Below are 17,399 nucleotides of genomic sequence, written 5' to 3'. Positions count from 1 at the left end.
CTGCGGCGCCAATTATGCGGCCACCCGGCCCCGGACACGGCATCGCAGCGGCGCGGGCGGCTGTGAATGTGCTGGGATGTGGCTGGACTGTGTCCGGACCGCAACCGAACCGGCCGTCACCACACCCTCGCGACCGTTGCCGGTGACCGCCGGCCCGGACCCACCCCGTGCGGGGCGCTGTCGGCGCCCTCACGGGCGTCGTGCCGGGCTGCGCGGCAGGGGCTGAATCGGGGCGCGACCGGAGTCGCGCCCCGCGCTCCCAGGCCCTTTGTCCGGCCGGTGGGCAGGTCGGATACGGCGCGGCCTTCGTTCCGGCGCGGCGCGGGCTGGCTGCCCGGGCCGTGTCGTTGTCTACTGGTCGCGTGACCCCCCTGCCCTGACACCGGTGGATGCCCGGCCCGCGGCCCCCGCCGACCCCCGCCCGCTGGATCAGGTGGCGTCCCGCCGGTTGGCGGGGACGTCCGATCAGTGGGCGTTGGGGAGTAGCGAACCGTGGTCACCCGCGCCGAAGTAGGACGCAAAGACGTTACGCGCTGTCCCGGGGGGACTGTCAACCGTCGCACGCGATGTAATTCACCGCGGTCGGCGTGTCGGGTGTACCGGTCGCGGTGTGTCGGACGGCGCCCGCCGAAGTTCACCCACCGCGGATGAAGGACCGCCGTCCGGCTTTTCGTCACCCATTGTGTATGTGCTCGCGGAGCAGCACGGCCGCCGCGCCGGGGTGGTCGGCGGCGAGGAGCCCGGCGGCGGCGAGGACGTACCGGTCGTCGACGGTCACCGTCGGGTGCCGTGGCAGCGCCCACCCGCCGGCGTGGTCGGTCAGCACCGGCCGCAGCGCCGCGACCGCCGCCGCCCGCGCCGCGTGCCGGAACACGCCGCCGGACGCGACGACCGACACGACGTCACGCAGGTCCCGTCCGCTGCGTGCGTGCCGCCGCACCGCGATCACGGTCGCGGCGGCGGCGACGCCGAGCGGACCGTCACCGACGGCGACGTGTTCCCGGGCGGCGGCGGCGTGGACCCCGTCGACGTTCCACCGCACCCCCAGGTCCCCTTCGACGGTCCTGGCCCGCCACAGGGTCCCGGCGACCGCGGTCCCGGCACCGTCGGGGACGAGCGCGGAGTACACGTCCGTCGTCGCCCCGCCGACGTCGACGACGAGCAGGTCCCCGCCGGTGGTGTCGGCGTGCAGCGACACCCCGGTGAGGACCGCGTCCGGGGTCGCCATCCGCACCAGCCGCCCGAACCGGGGGCCGCGGGACAGGTGTTTGCCGCCGATGACGTGCCGCAGGAACACGTCCCGGATCGCGGCGCGGGCCGGGACCGGGTCGACGACACCGATGCGCGGCAGCACGTTCCCGGCGCCGACCGCCGGCACCTTTCGCGCCGTGAGCAGGTCGACGGCGGTGTCGCGGACGTCGGTGTTCCCGGCGACGACGACCGGCACCCGCCACCGGGCCGCGGCGAGCCGGCGCGTGTTGTGCAGCAGCACGTCGCTGTCGCCGCCGTCGGTGCCGCCGACGACCAGCACCACGTCCGGTGCCGCCGCCCGCACCTGCCGGATCCCGTCCGGGGTCTGCGGCCCGGCGGCGACGTGCACGACCCGCGCCCCGGCGGACAACGCGACCCGGTGCGCGGCGTCGGCGGACACGAGGTGCTCGTAGCCGATGACGGCGAGCCGCAACCCACCACCCGCCGACGAGCAGCAGTACACGTCCTGCACGGGTCCGGCGTCGGCGAGGAGCGCGTCGACGCCGGACAGGACGTCACCGCGGGTCGTCGGGTGCGTCCCGGTCCGTATCAGGGTCCCGTCGGTGACGTCGACGACGGCGAGTTTCGTGTCCGTCGACCCCACGTCCAGGCACGCGACGAGCGTCATGTCGGGCGTCTTCAGCTGCCGGGGACGACCACGGTGCCGGTCGCCGACACCGCGAGCAGCGGCGGGTCGAGCACGGCGGCTGCCGACGCGCCGGCTTCCGGGGTACCGCGGCAGACGACGTGACACGTGAACTCGACGGTCCGGGACCGGGTCCCGACCCTGACGACCGTCGCCGTCACCTCCAGGACGTCACCGGCGCGGACCGGCGCGTGGAACGCGACCGTGCTGTACCCGGCGAACAACCCTTCGTCGCCGTCGGTGCGGATGCACAGCTCGGTGGCGACGTCACCGAACAACGCGAGGCTGTACGCGCCGTCGACGAGGTTCCCCGCGTAGTGCGCGTGCGAGTACGGCACATACCGGCGGTGCTGCACCGTCACCCCGACCGCCGCGCCAGTCACCGGGCCAGTCACCGGGCACCGACCGCGTGGACGAGATACGACGCGACCTCCCGCGGGGTCGTGCCCCGCCCGAAGATCCGGTCGACGCCGAGGTCCGCGGTCTGCAGCTCGTCGAACCTGGGCCCACCGACGACCAGCAGCGGCCGCCGCGCCGCCGGGAACGCCTCACGGAACGCCGCCGACATCTCCCGCGTGTTGTGCAGGTGCGCGTCGCGTTGCGTGACGACCTGACTGACGAGGACCGCGTCGGCCTTCTCCGCCCGCGCCTGCTCGACCAGCGCGGGCACGGCGACCTGCGCGCCGAGGTTCACCACCCGGCACTCCCGGTAGTACTCGAGGCCCTTCTCACCGGCGATCCCTTTCACGTTGAGGATGGCGTCGATCCCGACGGTGTGCGCGTCCGTGCCGATGCACGCACCGACGACGACGAGTTTCCGGCGCAGCTTCGCCCGGATCCCGGCGTTGACCTCCTTCGCCGACAGCAGCGGATAGTCCCGTTCGGCGACGACGACCTTCCCGGGTTCGACGAGGTGGTTGACCCGCCCGTACACGACGAAGAACGTGTGCCCGTCACCGATCTGCTTCGCGTGCACGACCATCGCCGGGTCGATCCCCATCTTCCCCGCCAGCTGCAACGCCGCGCCCTCGCCGCGCTTGTCCGCGATCAGCGGCAGCGTGAAACTGACCTGCACCATCCCGTCGCCGGTCGTGTCGCCGTACGGGCGGATCACCGCACTCATCACACACCCCCGTCCAGCAGGTCGATCGCCGGGTTCCAGTACCCGGCCTCCCGCGCCGCGACCCCGTCGAGACCCTTCCCACGGTCGGCGGGCCGCCGCATGATCCCGAACGTGCCGGCACCGATCGCGTCCAGGAGCCCCTGGTCCCCGATCTGCCGCAGCAACGTCACCGCCTCACCGAGGACCGTGTGCGCACGGCCACGGATGAACGCGCCCGGCGTGAAGTCCTCGTGCAGGTTCCCGGCGGCGTTCAGCACGTACCGCACGTTCTGCAACGCGATGTCCCGGTCCGACAGCCACGGCGTCACCACCGCCTCCGTCATCATCCCGACGAGAAGGATCCCCTGCCCGGTGAGCGCACCGGCGAGGTTGAAGAACCCGTCCAAAAGGTTCCCGCGGAACACGTCCCCGGTCATGTGTTTCGTCGGCGGCATCCACTTCAGCGGCGCGTCCGGGAACAGCTCCCGCGCCAGCAGCGCGTGCGCGAGCTCCAACCGGAACGACTCCGGCACCTCCGGGTTGATCTCGAACGCGTGCCCGAGCCCCAGCTGCCAGTCCTCAAGCCCCGCCTCGTGCGCGAAGTACTCGTTCAGCAGCTGCGACACCGTCACCGTGTGCGCGGCGTCGACCGCGTCCGCCGTCGTCAGGTAGTTGTCCTCACCGGTGTTGATGACGATCCCGGCCCGGGCGTGGATCTGCCGGGAGAACCGCTGGTCGACGAACGTCCGGATCGGGTTGATGTCCCGGAACAGGATCCCGTACATGGAGTCGTTCAGCATCATGTCGAGCCGCTCCAGGCCGGCGAGCGCCGCGATCTCCGGCATGCACAGCCCGGACGCGTAGTTCGTCAGCCGCACGTACCTGCCGACCTGCTTCGACGTCTCGTCGAGCGCGGCCCGCATCAGCTTGAAGTTCTCCTGCGTCGCGTACGTCCCGGCGAACCCTTCCCGGGTCGCGCCCTCCGGCACGTAGTCCAGCAGCGACTGCCCGGTGGACCGGATGACGGCGATGACGTCCGCGCCGGCCCGCGCCGCCGCCTGCGCCTGCGGGATGTCCTCGTAGATGTCGCCGGTCGCGACGATCAGGTAGATCCACGGCCGCTGCTTCGGGTCCCCGTGCCGCCGGATGAGCCGTTCCCGTTCCGCGCGCCGCCGGTCGATCCGCGCCAGCCCGGCCTTCACCGCTTTCACCGCGGCCCGTTTCGCCACCGTTCCGGCGGGCCCCGCGCGGAACGTGACACTGCCGGCGGCGGCCTTCTGCGCGAGCAGCGTCAGGTCCTGGTGCCCGTCGTCGGTCAGCGCCTGGAACACCGGCCCCGTCACCCCACCGCCGAGCCCGACCTGGTCCCGGACGACGTCGACGAGCCGGTTCACCCACGGGATCCCGTCCGGGTCCGCGCCGGTGATCCCCGCCAACCTGAGCGTCGCCCGTTCCACGGACACGGTCGTGTGGCTGCGCGCCAGGTCCACGACCGGCCGGCCCGCGGCCGCCGCCAACCGGCGCGCCGTCTTCACGGTCCGCTGGTCGAGCTTCAGTTTCCCGCCGCTCATCGCTGCGCGCCCACCTTCCTGCTCATCGTGGCTCCTGCCGGGAGTGGATCGGCCGGCCCCGCAGCACCGTCACCCGCGCCTGCGGGTTGCTGTCGGTGTGCAGCACCTCACTGATGTCGTCGGCCGTGTCCCACACCGCGAACGTCGCCGACCAGCCCGGGTTCAGGACCCCTTCGTCGTCGATGCCGACAGCCCGCCACCCGCCGCGGGTGTGCGCCGCGAACGCCGCCTTCGCCCCGATCCGCTGCACCGGGTTGTGGTGCCGCATCGCCGCCCGGCACGACCCCCACGGGTCCAGCTCCGTCACCGGCGAGTCCGACCCGAACGCCAGCAGCACCCCCACCCCGGCGAGCGCACCGATCGGGTTCGACGCCAGCGACCGCGCCTTCCCGAGCCGCTGCGCATACATGCCGCGTTCCCCACCCCACAACCGGTCGAACGCCGGCTGGACACTCGCCACGATCCCGAAGTCCACCAGCCGCGCGATCGCCTGCTTGTCCAGCAGCTCCACGTGCTCGATCCGGTGCCGGCCGGCCCGGATCCGCTCCACCCCGACCTGCTTCGCCGCACCCGCGAACCCGTCCAGGACCGTCACGATCGCCTGGTCGCCGATCGCGTGGAACCCGCCCTGCATCCCGTGCCGCACACAGTCCACGACGTGCTCCGTCACCTGCCCCGCCGTCAGGTACCCGTGCCCGTGCTCGTCCACCCGCTGCCCGTGCTCGTCCCGCCCGTCCAGGTACGCGCTGCTCAGATGCGCCGTGCGGGCGCCGAGCGCACCGTCGGCGTACAGGTCACCGGCGGCGCCGACCGCACCCAGCTCCTTCGCCTTCGCCGCCGCGTTCGGCTCACCCCACAGCCCGTACACCTCCGGCAGCCACAACCCGTGCGACATCGCGGCGACGAAGTCGTCCTCACCGGACGTCCCGGGCCCGCCGCACTCGTGCACCGACGCGATCCCCAGCGACGCCGCGTGCGTGAGCGCCGCCCGCTGCGCGTCCACGATCTGCGCCCGGCTCACCGACCCGTACGCGACCTCCCGCACGAGGTGGTGGGCGTCGCGGCGCAGCCACCCGGAACTGTCATACCCCGCTGTTACCTTCACGGCGTCGGTGAGCAGCTTCGACGAGACGAGGGCAGCGTGCACACACGTCCTGGACAGGTAGACGGCACGGCCCCCGCCGGCCCGGTCGAGCTCCGCCGCCGACGGCGTCGTCTGGTCCGCCCACCCTGACTCGTCCCACCCGTGCCCGATCACGATCGCGTCGGCGGGGAGGGTCGCGGCGTGCGCGGCGACCGCGTCGAGGACCTGCTGCCGGGACCTGGTCCCGGCGAGGTTCAGGCCGCGCAGCGTGAGCCCGGTCGCGGTGGTGTGCACGTGCGCGTCGACGAACGCCGGGGTGACGAGCGCACCGTCGAGGTCCACGACCCGGTCCACGCCACCCGCCGCCCGGGTCGGCGCGTCCGCGTCGGGGCCGAGCCAGGCGATCGTGGCACCGTCGACGAGCAACGCGGTCGCGGACGGGTCGGCGGGGGTGTGGACGCGGCCGCCACGGAAGAGGGTTCGCATGCGGCTCAGTCTGCCAACCCGGGCGGCGCTTCGGCCCGCAACCGCGCCTGGAACAGGTTCCGGACACCGCTGTCGGATCGCAGCAGCCGCAGTGCGTAGTCGGCATGTCCCGGGACGTAACCGTTGCCGATGAGCATCGTCACGTCCGCGGCGAGGCCTTCCGCGCCGAGCGCCGCCGCGGGGAACGACGTCGCCATGGAGAAGAACACGACGGTGCCGCCGGCCGAGGTGGCGAGGACCGCGGCGTGCTCACACCCGGGGACGTCGACACACACGACGGTGACGTCCGCAGCGCCACCGCCGGCGCCCGTCCCGGCGGCGGCCGCGGCGGTGGCGTCGGCGCGGCTGTCTGCGCTGGTGCCCGTCCCGGCGGCCGCGGCGGTGCCGTCACCGGCGGCGGCGAGCCCGGCTGCGGTGGCGTCTGCGCGGCTGTCTGCACGGGTGCGGCTGGCTGCGCCGGCGCCGGCGGCGTTGGTCGTGGTGGCGTTGGTCCCGTTGAAGGCGCCGTCGAGGGCAGCGGCGAGTCCGACGGCGTCGCGGGCGTCGGCGATGACGATGGCGTCGGCGAGTCCGGTGCCGGCGAGCCGGTCCCGTTCCGCGGCGTCCCGGACCACCCCGACGGTCCGCACCAGCGCTGCCGGTTGTCCGCCGCCGCCGGTGTACGACCCGCCGCCGCCTTCCGCCGGGGAGTGTGCGCCGGTTCCGCTCGCCACGACGTCGACAGCGCCGGGGGTTGCGGCGACGGCCGTCGTGCCGATGATGCCCACCGGGTCGGCGGGGGATTCGGGGGCGGCCACGCCCGCGTTGGCCGGGGCGGCGTCCCCTGGGCCGGTCGTGCCCGCGGGTGCAGGCAGGCGTGTGGTGGTCGCCGCGCTCCTGGGGACGGCGATGGCGTCCGCGGGGCCGGTGGTGCCCGCCGCGCTCGTGGCGTCGGGCAGGCCGGTGGGGTCGGCTCCGCCCGCGTGCCGGGTCGTGTTCGCCGGGGCGGCGGTGAGGTTGTGGGTGAAGGTGCGGGCTGCGTCGTGGGCGGCGGCGAGGGACAGGGAGCCGCTCTTGCCGGCGGCGCCGAGGACCGCGACCGTCAACGGCCGCGCGCCGGGGGACGCAGCGGGGGACGCAGCGGGGGATCCGGTGCGGGCGTGCAGGGCCTGGGTGACGACGCGGGCGACGAGGGCGGGGGCGCCGCACACGTCGAGGACGGCGAGGGACAGCTGCGGGTCCAGGTCGTCGGGCAGGACGGCGGCGATGGAACGGGCGAACAGGATGGCGTGGCCGTCGCAGGGGACCTGCTCCGACAGGCCGTCCCACCGGGTGAGGTCGTCGGCGATGTGCAGCGGGGTCAGGGTCAGCGACACGAGCGTCGCGACCCGGTCACCCGGTCGCAGCCCGAGCGGCGACGCGGGGCCGGCGGCGTCGACGGTGCCGATGAGCATGCCGCCGGAGCCGGTGACCGGGTTGTGCATCTTGCCGCGGCTGCGGACGATGTCCAGGACCGCGGCGCGGACCTTGCCGCCGTCACCGCCGTGCTCGGAGCGCAGCTGGTGAAACGAGGCGGCGTCGAGGTTGAGGCGTTCGACGCGGATGCGGACCTCGTCGGCGCCGATGACCGGGTCCGGGTCGAGACGGTCGGCGGCCTGCGGCAGCACCCCGGCCGGCGCCAGGACCCGGTGCAACCCGATAGGCGAAGTCATTTCCCGCACTGCCACAAGTTAGCCGAAGATTTTCCGGCGCACCAGCCGCAGTGCGGGAAGAACTACCGTGAACGGGCGGTGGACAGAGTCAGGACATGCTCCACCAGACCGATCAGGACCGCCTTGCTCGACTCCCGGTCCCGCGCGTCACACAACAGCAACGGCACATGCCCGTCCAGATCCAGCGCCTCCCGCACCTCCGCCTCCGTGTACGACGACGCGTCGTCGAAACAGTTCACCGCCACCACGAACGGCGTCCCCCGCCGCTCGAAGTAGTCGATCGACGGGAAGCAGTCCGCCAACCGGCGCGTGTCCGCGAGCACCACCGCACCCAACGCACCCAACGCCAGCTCGTCCCACAGGAACCAGAATCGGTCCTGACCCGGCGTCCCGAACAGGTACAGCACCACGTCCTGCCCGATCGTGATCCGCCCGAAGTCCATCGCGACCGTCGTCGTCGACTTGCGTTCCACCCCGGTCAGGTCATCGGTGCCGACCCCGGCCGCCGTCAGCGACTCCTCCGTCTGCAACGGCCGGATCTCGCTCACCGCACCCACGAGAGTCGTCTTCCCCGCCCCGAACCCACCCGCGACCAGAATCTTGATCGCCGTCGGAACCGGCCGGCTAGAGCGCCCGTAGTCCATTGATCACCGCCTTGAGGATGCTCTCGCTCGGCAGCTCGCCCGCCACCGGAGGGTGGTACATCTCGATCAGCCCCTGCCCCAGCAGGTCACCCAGCAGCACCCGCACCACACCCAACGCCAGGTCCAGGTGCGACGCCAGCTCCGCCACCGCGAGGGGGTCCCGCGCGTACGCGAGGATCGCCCGGTGCTCCGGCTGCAGCCCGTACCCGACGTCGGCGAGCGCGGCCCGGTTCGCCACGACCATCGCGACCACGTCGAACGACCCCGACACCGGCGTCACCCGCCCACCGGTCATCGCGTACGGACGGACCACCGGACCCGCGTCCCGGTCCACCCACGTGTGATCCGTCCACGGCTCCGCCGACAGGTCACCGCGCCGCTGCTCCGGCCACGCGTGCTCCCCCGACCCGCCGCCGTGCTCGAACTGCCCGTCCGGCGCACCCTGCGCGGACCAGGTCGCCCGGTACTGGTCGGCGCGCTGCTGCTCCGCCCACTGCTGCTCGACCCACTGCTGCTCGGCCCGCCCCGGCACCTCCCGGCCCACCTCGAGACCCAGCTCCCGGCTCAGCTCCCGACCCGGGTCACGGCCCGGGTCACGACCGGGATCACCGCGGTCCGGCTGACCGGCCGCATGCCGGCCCGGCGGCGTCGTCATCCGCCGGCCGCCGGACGCACCGACGTCGACAGGTTCTGCCCCACCCGCTGCACCAGCATCGCCATCTCATACGCGATCAGACCGATGTCCGCGTCCGCCTCAGCGAGCACCGCCAGACACGCACCACGACCAGCCGCCGTCACGAACAGGAACGCCGACTCCATCTCGATGATCGTCTGCCGGACCGGGCCACCACCGAAATGCCGCCCCGCACCCCGCGCCAGACTCTGGAACCCCGCCGCGACCGCCGACAGATGCTCCGCATCCTCCTGCGACAGCCCCTTCGACGCGCCCATCATCAACCCGTCCACCGACAGCACCACCGACCGCTGCACCGACGGCACCCGATCCACCAGGTCGTCAAGCAACCAGTTCAAGCCGATGTTGCTTCCCTGCGCCGCCGTCATCCCGCCACCCCGTCACGGCCCGTGCTGCTCTGGTCATCGCTGTCACCGTCACCGGCACTCGCATGCCGGCCCCGCGCCGTCCCCGCCTGGAACGACGACATCATCCGCCGCAACTGCTCCGGCGACCGGCCCGCCTCCGGCACCTCCACGTCCTCGACGTCAGCCACCGCCGTCGAGTCCTGCTGCAACTGCGGCGCCAGGCTCTGCTGCCGCACCCGCTTCGGCAACCCCCGCGGACCCACCGGCCGCGGCCCGTCGGACGCCTCACCCGCGGCCGCCGCCCGCGGACCCGAAGCACCCGCACCACCGTCCCGGCCCGCCGGCCGCTGCCGCGGCAACGGCCCCGGACCGGACCGCCGCCCATCCGGTACACCACCCGCCGCCGCCGCATCGTCCCGCGCCGCCGACTGCACCACCGACAGGGCAGGCCGCTGCCCGATCGACGACGCCGGCAGCACCTGCGTGTGCTCCCCACCCTCACCGGCACCCTCGTGCGGCAACCACGAGAACGGCTCCCGCGCCACCACCTGCATCTCATGCGTGTTCGACAGGTCCGCCGGCGCACCCGGCGGCAACGGCGACGGCACCTTCGACGGCTGCGCCACCACGAGGTCCGTCGGCAGCAACGCCACCGCCGTCACCCCACCGAACGGCGAGGACCGCAGCACCACCCGCACCCCGTGCCGCACCGCCAGCTGCGCCACCACGAACAACCCCAGCCGGGCACTGTTCGCCGGATCGAACTCCGGCGGCTCCACCAGACGCCGGTTCGCCTCCGCGATCGCCTCCACCGACATCCCCAGCCCACGATCCTCGATCTCGATCACGAAACCGTTCGGAACCAGCTGACCCGTCACGTTCACCCGCGTGTGCGGCGGCGAGTACGCCGTCGCGTTCTCGATCAGCTCAGCCAGCAGGTGGATCACGTCACCGACCGCCCGGCCGACGACCGCACCCTCACCGATCTGCTGCACCTGCACCCGCGCGTAATCCTCGACCTCCGACACCGCGCCACGCACCACGTCGATCACCGACACCGGGTTCCGCCAACCCCGGCCGGGCGCCGCACCCGCCAGGATCACCAGGTCCTCCGCGTGCCGCCGCATCCGCGTCGCCAGATGATCGACCCGGAACAGGTCCGCCAGGTCATCCGGCTCCGACGTCCGCCGCTCCATCCCGTCCAGCAGCGACAACTGCCGATGCAGCAACGTCTGCGACCTACGGGCGATGTTCAGGAACACCTCATTCATCCCCTGACGCACCGACGACTCCTCGACCGCCGACGCGACCGCCGTGCGCTGCACCGAGTTGAACGCCTCACCCACCTGACCGATCTCGTCCGTGCCCAGCCGCAGCGGCGGCGCCTCCACCGCCACGTCCACCTGCACACCCCGCCGCAGCCGCGACACCACCGACGGCAGCCGCTCGTCCGCCAGCTCCAGCGCCGCGACCCGCAGCCCGTCCAGACGCCTGGCAAGGGACCGGCCGATCCGCACCGACAACAGCAACGACAACACCACCGCCAGCAGACCCAGCACACCGGCGACACCCAGCCGCCAGAAGATCGCGTCGGCCGCGTCCTGCGCCGCCTGCACGTTGTGCCGCTGCACCTGCGCCCGGAAGTTCTTCAGCTCCACGTTCACCGGGTCGAACGCCGACCGCCACACCTGCAGGTCGATCCCCGCCGACTCCGCCGACCCCGGCGCCGACCCCAGCAGCTGGTTCTCCAGCTGGGTCAGCTTCGACATCGCCTGACCACCGGAGATCGCACCGAACCGCTCCTGCGTCGCCGCCGGCAGCAGCGTCACACCGTACGGCAGGATCAGCCGCTTCTGACCGATCAACGCCACCAGCTCCGTGTGCGCCTGCGCCGTGTACGCGCCGCTCACCGCCGCCTCCGTGACCAGCGCGTCCTCCTGCGAGAACAGGTCACGGGACAGACCGAGCACGAACACACCCGTCGCCTCCTCCGTCACCTCGGAGTCCTGGTGGTTCGTCACCGACTCCGCGATGCCGTACGTGCCGGTGATGATCTGCGAGTACGCCTGCCGCACCTGACTCGACTGCCCCGAGGTGTCCGCGAGCTGCCGCAACGCCGCAAGACCGTCCACGGCCTTCACCGACGTCGCGATCGCCTCCTTCGCCTCCTCGCTCGCCACCGCCAGGAAGTCCTTGTCGGAGCTCAGGTCACGGAACTCCGCGACCTCCACGTCCGTCTTCGCCCGCTGCTCCCGCAGCGCCGTGCCGTTCTTACGGCCGCCGGCGATGAACACCGTCGTCAGCTGCCGCTCGACCTGCAGCTCCTCGACCATCGCCTCGGCCGGCTCCGTGACCTTGTCACCGACCAGCTTCGAGTTCCGCAGGTCGAGTGCCGGCTGCAGGGTGAAACTCACCGCGAACAACCAGATCGCGACGAGCATGACGATCGGGATCGCCAGCATCGCCGTGATCTTCGCGCGGATGGACCAACGGTTAATCATCAAGGACCTCGGGTGCGGTTCGGTTGCGGACCGCCACCGTAAGCGGGTCGCGACGTGACCGACCGTCATGTCCGCGGGTCCCGTTTTCCGACCAGCCGGATGACAGACAGAAGATCCTCCCGCCCAGACTCGAAGAGCCGGAGAATTTTCGCTACTGTGACAGTTCTAGCGCAGGATTTCTGGAGGTGTGTCGTGCAGCCGTACGCGTATCAACGCCACGAGCTCGTCGAGCCGGACTGGCGACGCCTCCCCGGCTGGCGAGACGTCACCCGCGACGAATGGGAATCCGCCCAATGGCAGCGGGCCCACTGCGTCAAGAACATCAACCAGCTCCGCACCGTCTACGGCGACCTCATCACCGCCGACTTCTACGACGACCTCGCCCTCGACCAGGCCACCCAGGCCACCATGTCGATGCTCGTCCCACCCCACATGATCAACACCATGGTCCCCACCGGCGAGATCACCGACAAAACCCTGCGCGCAGACCCCGTCCGCCGCTACATGCTCCCCGTCGCCTCCGACCGGCTCACCGACTTCCCCTCCCACCCCCACGCCACCCGCGACTCACTCCACGAACACGACATGTGGGTCGCCGAAGGCCTCACCCACCGCTACCCCACCAAAGTCCTCGCCGAACTGCTGTCCACCTGCCCCCAGTACTGCGGCCACTGCACCCGCATGGACCTCGTCGGCAACAACACCCCCACGGTCGCGAAACTCAAACTCACCCTCAAACCCGTCGACCGCTACGACGCGATGATCAACTACCTCAAGGGGCAACCCGGCGTCCGCGACGTCGTCGTCTCCGGCGGCGACGTCGCCAACGTCCCCTGGCCCCGGCTCGAAACCTTCCTCATGCGACTGCTCAACATCGACACCATCCGCGACATCCGCCTCGCCACCAAAGCCCTCGCCGGCCTCCCCCAGCACTGGCTGCAACCCACCGTCGTCGAAGGCCTCGAACGCGTCGCCCGCACCGCCGCCCGCCGCGGCGTCAACCTCGCCATCCACACCCACGTCAACCACGCCCAATCCCTCACCCCACTCGTCGCCCGCGCCGCCCACACCGCCCTCGAGGTCGGCGTCCGCGACGTCCGCAACCAGGGCGTCCTCATGCGCGGCGTCAACGCCACCGCCGCCGACCTGCTCGACCTCTGCTTCGCCCTCCAAGGCGAAGCCGGCATCCTGCCCTACTACTTCTACATGTGCGACATGATCCCCAACGCCGAACACTGGCGCGTCGCCGTCTGGCAGGCACAACAACTCCAGCACGACATCATGGGCTACCTCCCCGGCTACGCCACCCCCCGCATCGTCTGCGACGTCCCCTTCGTCGGCAAACGCTGGGTCCACATGGTCACCGACTACGACCGCGAACGCGGCATCACCTACTGGACCAAGAACTACCGCACCAGCATCGAGGACTCCTCCATGGACCTCGACCGCACCTACCCGTACTACGACCCCATCGACACCCTCCCCGCCTCCGGCATCGCCAAATGGCGAGCCGAAGCACAACTCCCCCTCGTCGCCTACGCTGGGTGAGTGCGCCGTAACCTCCTGCGCCTGCTCGGAGTGAGCCTCGCCGCGGCCGCCGTCATCCTGTACATCAACTCGATCGACGGCGGCTCCGGCGACACCGGCCCCGACCCCGCGAACCGCCTCCAGTGCGCATCCGGCACCCACGTCGCCGCCGCCTACGCGACCGCCGCCCCCACCAGCCGCGAAACCCGCACCCCCGAACAGCTCGCGACCGCCTGGGCCACCGTCCGCTCCAAGGCCCTCCTCGCCGGCCTCCACACGGTGTACGAACAGCCCGACCGCATCGACATCGCGTTCGACGCCAAGGCCCACACCGTCGCCGTGCTCACGTTCCGCTCCCACGAGCCCCTCGGCTGGCACCTCGAAGCGGTCGTCGCCTGCCAGTCCCCGCTCACGCAACGCTCCGGCACCCAGACGGCGCCGAGCAGCGGTCCCTGAGCAAGGAAAAACGGAAGTCTGCCGCGTAGCGGCATGTCTTTTACTGGCGTGGCGGTAGCCACGTCGCCTAAGGCATCCTAGGACGCTAGGAATGGGTTCTCGCTGGTCGCAGGACGCTCCGAAACCTGCCAGGTCGGATCAGGCCTACCTGGGCACCAGCCGTTGCAGCGCGGACCGCCCGCGCCTGTCGACACCGCGGACACGACGGTGGTCCGGCCAGGCACGCAACCCGACCGGACCACGATCGCCGGCCGTGAAGGGTGCGGCGGTCGCACCGCACCCGACCCGGCCAGGTCGCCGCGGCGCGATCCCAGCGCCGCGGCGACCAGTCAGCGGGGCGCCATCCGCAGGGCGCCGTCCAGGCGGATGACCTCACCGTTGAGGTAGTCGTTGGCGACGATCGACAGGGCCAGCGCCGCGTACTCGGCCGGGGTGCCGAGCCGGGCCGGGAAGGGCACACCGGCGGCGAGACCGGCCCGGTACTCCTCCGACACGGTCTCCAGCATCGGGGTGAGCATGATCCCCGGCGCGATCGTCATGACCCGGATGCCGTGCTGGGCGAGGTCACGGGCGGCCGGCAGGGTGAGACCGACGATGCCGCCCTTCGAGGAGGAGTACGCCGCCTGCCCGATCTGCCCCTCGTACGCGGCGACCGACGCCGTGTTCACGATGACACCCCGCTGGCCGTGCGCGTCCGGCTCGGTCGCCGCGATCCGCTCCGCCGCCAGGGCCATGACGTTGAACGTGCCGATCAGGTTGACCTGCACCACCTTGGCGTACATCGCGAGGTCGTGCACCCCGCCGCGGCCGAGGATCCGGGCCGAGGGGGCGATCCCGGCGCAGTTGACGACGACCCGCAGCGGATCGGGGCCGCCCGCGGCGACCGCGACCGCCTCCCGGACCGCGTCAGGGTCCGTCACGTCGACCTGGATGCCGTCGAAGTCGGCCAGGTCGAAGCCGTGCACGGTCGCGCCCGCCGCGGTCAGCGCGGCGGCGGTGGCCGCGCCGAGGCCGGACGCGGCACCGGTGACGATGGCGGCGGTGTTGGTGAGATCCACCCGGGCTCCTGTCGTGAGGTCAGATGTCGGTGATACGCAGGCCCGCGCGGGCCACGTACCGGATCATGGCAGCTTCTCGTACAGCACGACCGGGTTGCCGCCCGGGTCCGTGACCAGCACGCGCCGCTCGTGCGGCCCGGTCATCACGTCGTCGCCGGAGTAGCCCAGCGCGGCGAGGTCGTCGACCTGGATGCTCAGCACCGTCCGGCCGGGCACCGGCTGCTGCGACGCGTCGGCGAGCCCGATGGTGACCGTGCCGTCGGTGACCGCGGCGTACCGGTCGCCGTCGCGGAACCGGGTCGTCAGCCCGAGCGCGGTGTAGAACGCCAGCTGCGCGTCGAGCGCGTCGGCGGGGACGATGACGTGACCGATCTTCATGGGCGGAACCTCGGCATGACCTCGCGGGCGAAGCGTTCGACGATCTCGATCGAGCGGGCGATCGGCAGCCCGAGCCACTGGGCCCGGAACACGAAGTGGTTGAAGCCGGCGTCGGCGAAGTCCCGGACCTTCGCGGCGATGTCGTCGGGCGAGCCGAAGAACAGGGCCTTCTGCTTGATGCCTTCCCACTGGGTCTCGAAGTAGTCCATGCCGTACTGCACGTATTCGCCGTAGGAGCGCTGGACGGCGTCGCCGGCGATGGCGTAGGCGTCGTCGAACGAGTCGGCGACGCACAGGTCCCGGTGGATGGGGAAGACCGCGCCGTCCTCGGTGAACCCCGCCTCGAGGCGGGCGGCGCGGTAGTCGGCCAGGTTGCCGACGGCCCAGTTGCGCCGCACGTTGGACGGCGCGAGCCACGGCAGCCCTTGCCGCGCGATCCGGGCGATGCCGATCGGCCCGTTGGCGCCGACCCACACCGGCGGGTGCGGCCGCTGCACCGGCAGCACGCTGCACCGCACGCCGTCCAACGAGAAGTGCTGTCCTTTGTGGTGCACCGGCGAACCGGTCCACAGCTGCCGCATCACGTCGAGCGCCTCGTTCATCCGGGACACCCGGGTGCGGCGTTCGATGCCGAACGAGGCGAACTCGTCGTCGCGGTAGCCGGAGCCGATGCCGAGGACGAACCGGCCGCCGGACATCTGGTCGATGGTGGCGATCTCCTCGGCCCAGTGCACGGGGTGCCCGAGCGGCAGGATGAGGATGCCGGTGCCGAGCTCCATCGTGCCGGAGTGGTCGATGAGCCGGGACAGCAGCGGCAGCGGCTGCGGCGTCGACAGCGACGACAGGTAGTGGTGGATGCCGAAGACCGAGTCGTAGCCGAGGTCGCGGACGTGCTGGACGTACTCGACGATCTCGCCGGTCCGCCGGTGCAGGTCGTCGCCGGGCTCGTACTGGTGGTCGAGCAGGATGCCGAACTTCACGCGGGTTCCTCTTGCGAACGGGATTCGCTGAGCCGGAAGTACGGCGCGACCATCCGGTCCCGGTCTTCGAGGGCCTGCCGGATGCCCTTCTCGCGGCGCTCCTTGAGGAAGTTCCAGTCGCCGTCGTCGAAGCTGACGTTGGTGGCCCAGCCGTGCCCGACCCAGCCGGTCATCGCGCCGAGACCCTTGCCGCGGGCCTCCATGACGACCTGCATCATCGACTTGCCCATCATCAGCGAATCGAGGGGCATGACGGCGATCGCGTCGGCGTAGTCGTCGGTCCAGCGCTGCAGGTCTTCCAGCGGCACGACCTTCGTGACGAGGCCCTTGCGCTCGCCCTCCTCGGCGCCGATGGCGCGCATGGTGAGCATGACGTCCTTCATCGTGGTCAGGCCGACCTTCTCGATCCAGTGGTACATGTCCTGCGGGGCCGGGCCGAGGTAGCGGAACGCCGGGTGGGTGAAGCGGGCGTTGGGGGCGGCGATGACGATGTCGGCGGACAGCGCGATCTGGAAGTGGCCGCCGTAGCAGTACCCCTGGACCTGGCAGATGGTGGCCTTCAGCGACTCGATGATGGGCCGGGTGAAGCCGGAGCTGAGCACGTTGCGGTCCGGCAGGATCCGCTGCCGCTGCGCCGGGCGGCGCCGCGAGGCCTTGTCGGTGCCGGACTTGTAGCCGATGTAGTGGCCGAGCTCGGCCGCGTCGGCGCCGGTGCCGAAGTGCTCACCCTCGCCCTTGAACACGATCACCTTGACCCGGTCGTCGGCCTCGGCCTCCCGGACCAGGTCGCCGACCCGTTCGAACGCGGCGACCGGGATCGCGTTGAGCCGGTCCGGGCGGTCGAAGGTGATGGTGGCGACGGATCGCGCCTCGTCGACGTCGTAGCGGACGTACTTGGCGAGGACCTCCGGGTCGACCTCCATGTTCTCGACGTCCCACTGGTTTTCCAGCAGCTCGGCTTCGGTCTTCTTCACGGCGGATTC

Annotated in this window: 15 protein-coding genes and 2 pseudogenes; 2 read left to right on the top strand and 15 right to left on the bottom strand. The window is 71.7% G+C overall.

Translation table 11 applies throughout. The features are described 5' to 3' along the window. Positions 1 to 673: 673 nt before the first annotated feature. The 11 genes and pseudogenes from AB0I21_RS30670 to AB0I21_RS30620 form a co-directional block, all read right to left on the bottom strand. Entirely contained in the window at positions 674 to 1,879 is a 1,206-nt protein-coding gene (locus AB0I21_RS30670) for a glutamate mutase L (protein ID WP_360566350.1), read from the bottom strand. An 11-nt stretch (positions 1,880 to 1,890) separates the two neighbouring features. Then, the gene (locus tag AB0I21_RS30665) at positions 1,891 to 2,280 is read right to left on the bottom strand and encodes a hotdog domain-containing protein (RefSeq protein ID WP_360566349.1); all 390 of its coding nucleotides are present in this window, start codon (positions 2,278 to 2,280) and stop codon (positions 1,891 to 1,893) included. An 8-nt stretch (positions 2,281 to 2,288) separates the two neighbouring features. Next, the gene (locus tag AB0I21_RS30660; protein WP_354890735.1) at positions 2,289 to 3,020 is read right to left on the bottom strand and encodes an OAM dimerization domain-containing protein; all 732 of its coding nucleotides are present in this window, start codon (positions 3,018 to 3,020) and stop codon (positions 2,289 to 2,291) included. Next, positions 3,020 to 4,570 carry a lysine 5,6-aminomutase subunit alpha gene (locus AB0I21_RS30655; protein WP_360566347.1) on the bottom strand — a complete coding sequence of 517 codons (1,551 nt, stop codon included), beginning with the start codon at positions 4,568 to 4,570 and terminating at the stop codon, positions 3,020 to 3,022. The genes AB0I21_RS30660 and AB0I21_RS30655 overlap by 1 nt, the downstream gene beginning before the upstream one ends. A gap of 22 nt (positions 4,571 to 4,592) precedes the next feature. Next, positions 4,593 to 6,149: an amidohydrolase family protein gene (locus AB0I21_RS30650; RefSeq protein WP_360566378.1), complete on the bottom strand. Its 1,557-nt coding sequence runs from the start codon at positions 6,147 to 6,149 to the stop codon at positions 4,593 to 4,595. Continuing rightward, positions 6,146 to 6,430 (bottom strand): annotated as a pseudogene (locus AB0I21_RS30645) (hypothetical protein); the annotation flags it as partial. The gene AB0I21_RS30650 and the pseudogene AB0I21_RS30645, both read right to left, overlap by 4 nt. 735 nt (positions 6,431 to 7,165) lie before the next feature. Further along, positions 7,166 to 7,831, bottom strand: a pseudogene (locus tag AB0I21_RS30640) (zinc-binding alcohol dehydrogenase); the annotation flags it as partial. Between the two features lie 62 nt (positions 7,832 to 7,893). Then, positions 7,894 to 8,475, bottom strand: coding sequence for an ATP/GTP-binding protein (locus AB0I21_RS30635; RefSeq protein ID WP_344504939.1), 582 nt, complete (start codon positions 8,473 to 8,475; stop codon positions 7,894 to 7,896). Continuing rightward, positions 8,456 to 8,770 (bottom strand): DUF742 domain-containing protein, encoded by a 315-nt coding sequence (locus tag AB0I21_RS30630; protein WP_360566376.1) that lies wholly within the window; start codon positions 8,768 to 8,770, stop codon positions 8,456 to 8,458. The genes AB0I21_RS30635 and AB0I21_RS30630 overlap by 20 nt, the downstream gene beginning before the upstream one ends. 356 nt (positions 8,771 to 9,126) lie before the next feature. Beyond that, positions 9,127 to 9,537, bottom strand: coding sequence for a roadblock/LC7 domain-containing protein (locus AB0I21_RS30625; RefSeq protein ID WP_344504941.1), 411 nt, complete (start codon positions 9,535 to 9,537; stop codon positions 9,127 to 9,129). Continuing rightward, the gene (locus AB0I21_RS30620) at positions 9,534 to 12,017 is read right to left on the bottom strand and encodes a nitrate- and nitrite sensing domain-containing protein (RefSeq protein ID WP_360566345.1); all 2,484 of its coding nucleotides are present in this window, start codon (positions 12,015 to 12,017) and stop codon (positions 9,534 to 9,536) included. The genes AB0I21_RS30625 and AB0I21_RS30620 overlap by 4 nt, the downstream gene beginning before the upstream one ends. Before the next feature lie 144 nt (positions 12,018 to 12,161). Here AB0I21_RS30620 and AB0I21_RS30615 point away from each other — a divergent pair, with 144 nt between their 5' ends. Continuing rightward, entirely contained in the window at positions 12,162 to 13,565 is a 1,404-nt protein-coding gene (locus AB0I21_RS30615) for a lysine 2,3-aminomutase (protein ID WP_360566374.1), read from the top strand. Next, positions 13,566 to 14,000: a hypothetical protein gene (locus AB0I21_RS30610; RefSeq protein WP_360566343.1), complete on the top strand. Its 435-nt coding sequence runs from the start codon at positions 13,566 to 13,568 to the stop codon at positions 13,998 to 14,000. It abuts the gene before it with no gap. Between the two features lie 329 nt (positions 14,001 to 14,329). Here AB0I21_RS30610 and AB0I21_RS30605 read toward each other — a convergent pair whose 3' ends face one another. From AB0I21_RS30605 to AB0I21_RS30590, 4 genes are all read right to left on the bottom strand, one after another. Further along, the gene (locus AB0I21_RS30605) at positions 14,330 to 15,058 is read right to left on the bottom strand and encodes an SDR family NAD(P)-dependent oxidoreductase (RefSeq protein ID WP_360566341.1); all 729 of its coding nucleotides are present in this window, start codon (positions 15,056 to 15,058) and stop codon (positions 14,330 to 14,332) included. Positions 15,059 to 15,121: 63 nt separating this feature from the next. Then, a complete protein-coding gene (locus AB0I21_RS30600; RefSeq protein WP_360566339.1) occupies positions 15,122 to 15,436 on the bottom strand; it encodes a hypothetical protein in 315 nt (104 codons plus the stop codon). Beyond that, positions 15,433 to 16,416, bottom strand: a complete 984-nt coding sequence (locus AB0I21_RS30595) for an LLM class flavin-dependent oxidoreductase (protein WP_360566337.1) — start codon at positions 16,414 to 16,416, stop codon at positions 15,433 to 15,435. Before AB0I21_RS30595 ends, AB0I21_RS30600 begins: the two co-directional genes overlap by 4 nt. After that, complete coding sequence (locus AB0I21_RS30590; RefSeq protein WP_360566335.1) at positions 16,413 to 17,390, bottom strand: enoyl-CoA hydratase/isomerase family protein; 978 nt, start codon at positions 17,388 to 17,390, stop codon at positions 16,413 to 16,415. Before AB0I21_RS30590 ends, AB0I21_RS30595 begins: the two co-directional genes overlap by 4 nt. Positions 17,391 to 17,399 lie beyond the last annotated feature (9 nt).

The organism is Dactylosporangium sp. NPDC050588 (genome assembly GCF_040654975.1).
Classification (GTDB): Bacteria; Actinomycetota; Actinomycetes; order Mycobacteriales; family Micromonosporaceae; genus Dactylosporangium; species Dactylosporangium maewongense.
The sequence above is the reverse complement of the archived record's forward strand: the minus strand, read 5'-3'. Positions and strand labels throughout refer to the sequence as shown.

What these genes read in the sequence shown, in the direction of transcription:
- AB0I21_RS30670 (WP_360566350.1), bottom strand. Translation starts at nt 1,879, where the DNA reads ATGACGCTCGTCGCGTGCCTGGACGTGGGGTCGACGGACACGAAACTC.
- AB0I21_RS30660 (WP_354890735.1), bottom strand. Translation starts at nt 3,020, where the DNA reads ATGAGTGCGGTGATCCGCCCGTACGGCGACACGACCGGCGACGGGATG.
- AB0I21_RS30655 (WP_360566347.1), bottom strand. Translation starts at nt 4,570, where the DNA reads ATGAGCGGCGGGAAACTGAAGCTCGACCAGCGGACCGTGAAGACGGCG.
- AB0I21_RS30635 (WP_344504939.1), bottom strand. Translation starts at nt 8,475, where the DNA reads ATGGACTACGGGCGCTCTAGCCGGCCGGTTCCGACGGCGATCAAGATT.
- AB0I21_RS30630 (WP_360566376.1), bottom strand. Translation starts at nt 8,770, where the DNA reads ATGACCGGTGGGCGGGTGACGCCGGTGTCGGGGTCGTTCGACGTGGTC.
- AB0I21_RS30625 (WP_344504941.1), bottom strand. Translation starts at nt 9,537, where the DNA reads ATGACGGCGGCGCAGGGAAGCAACATCGGCTTGAACTGGTTGCTTGAC.
- AB0I21_RS30620 (WP_360566345.1), bottom strand. Translation starts at nt 12,017, where the DNA reads ATGATTAACCGTTGGTCCATCCGCGCGAAGATCACGGCGATGCTGGCG.
- AB0I21_RS30600 (WP_360566339.1), bottom strand. Translation starts at nt 15,436, where the DNA reads ATGAAGATCGGTCACGTCATCGTCCCCGCCGACGCGCTCGACGCGCAG.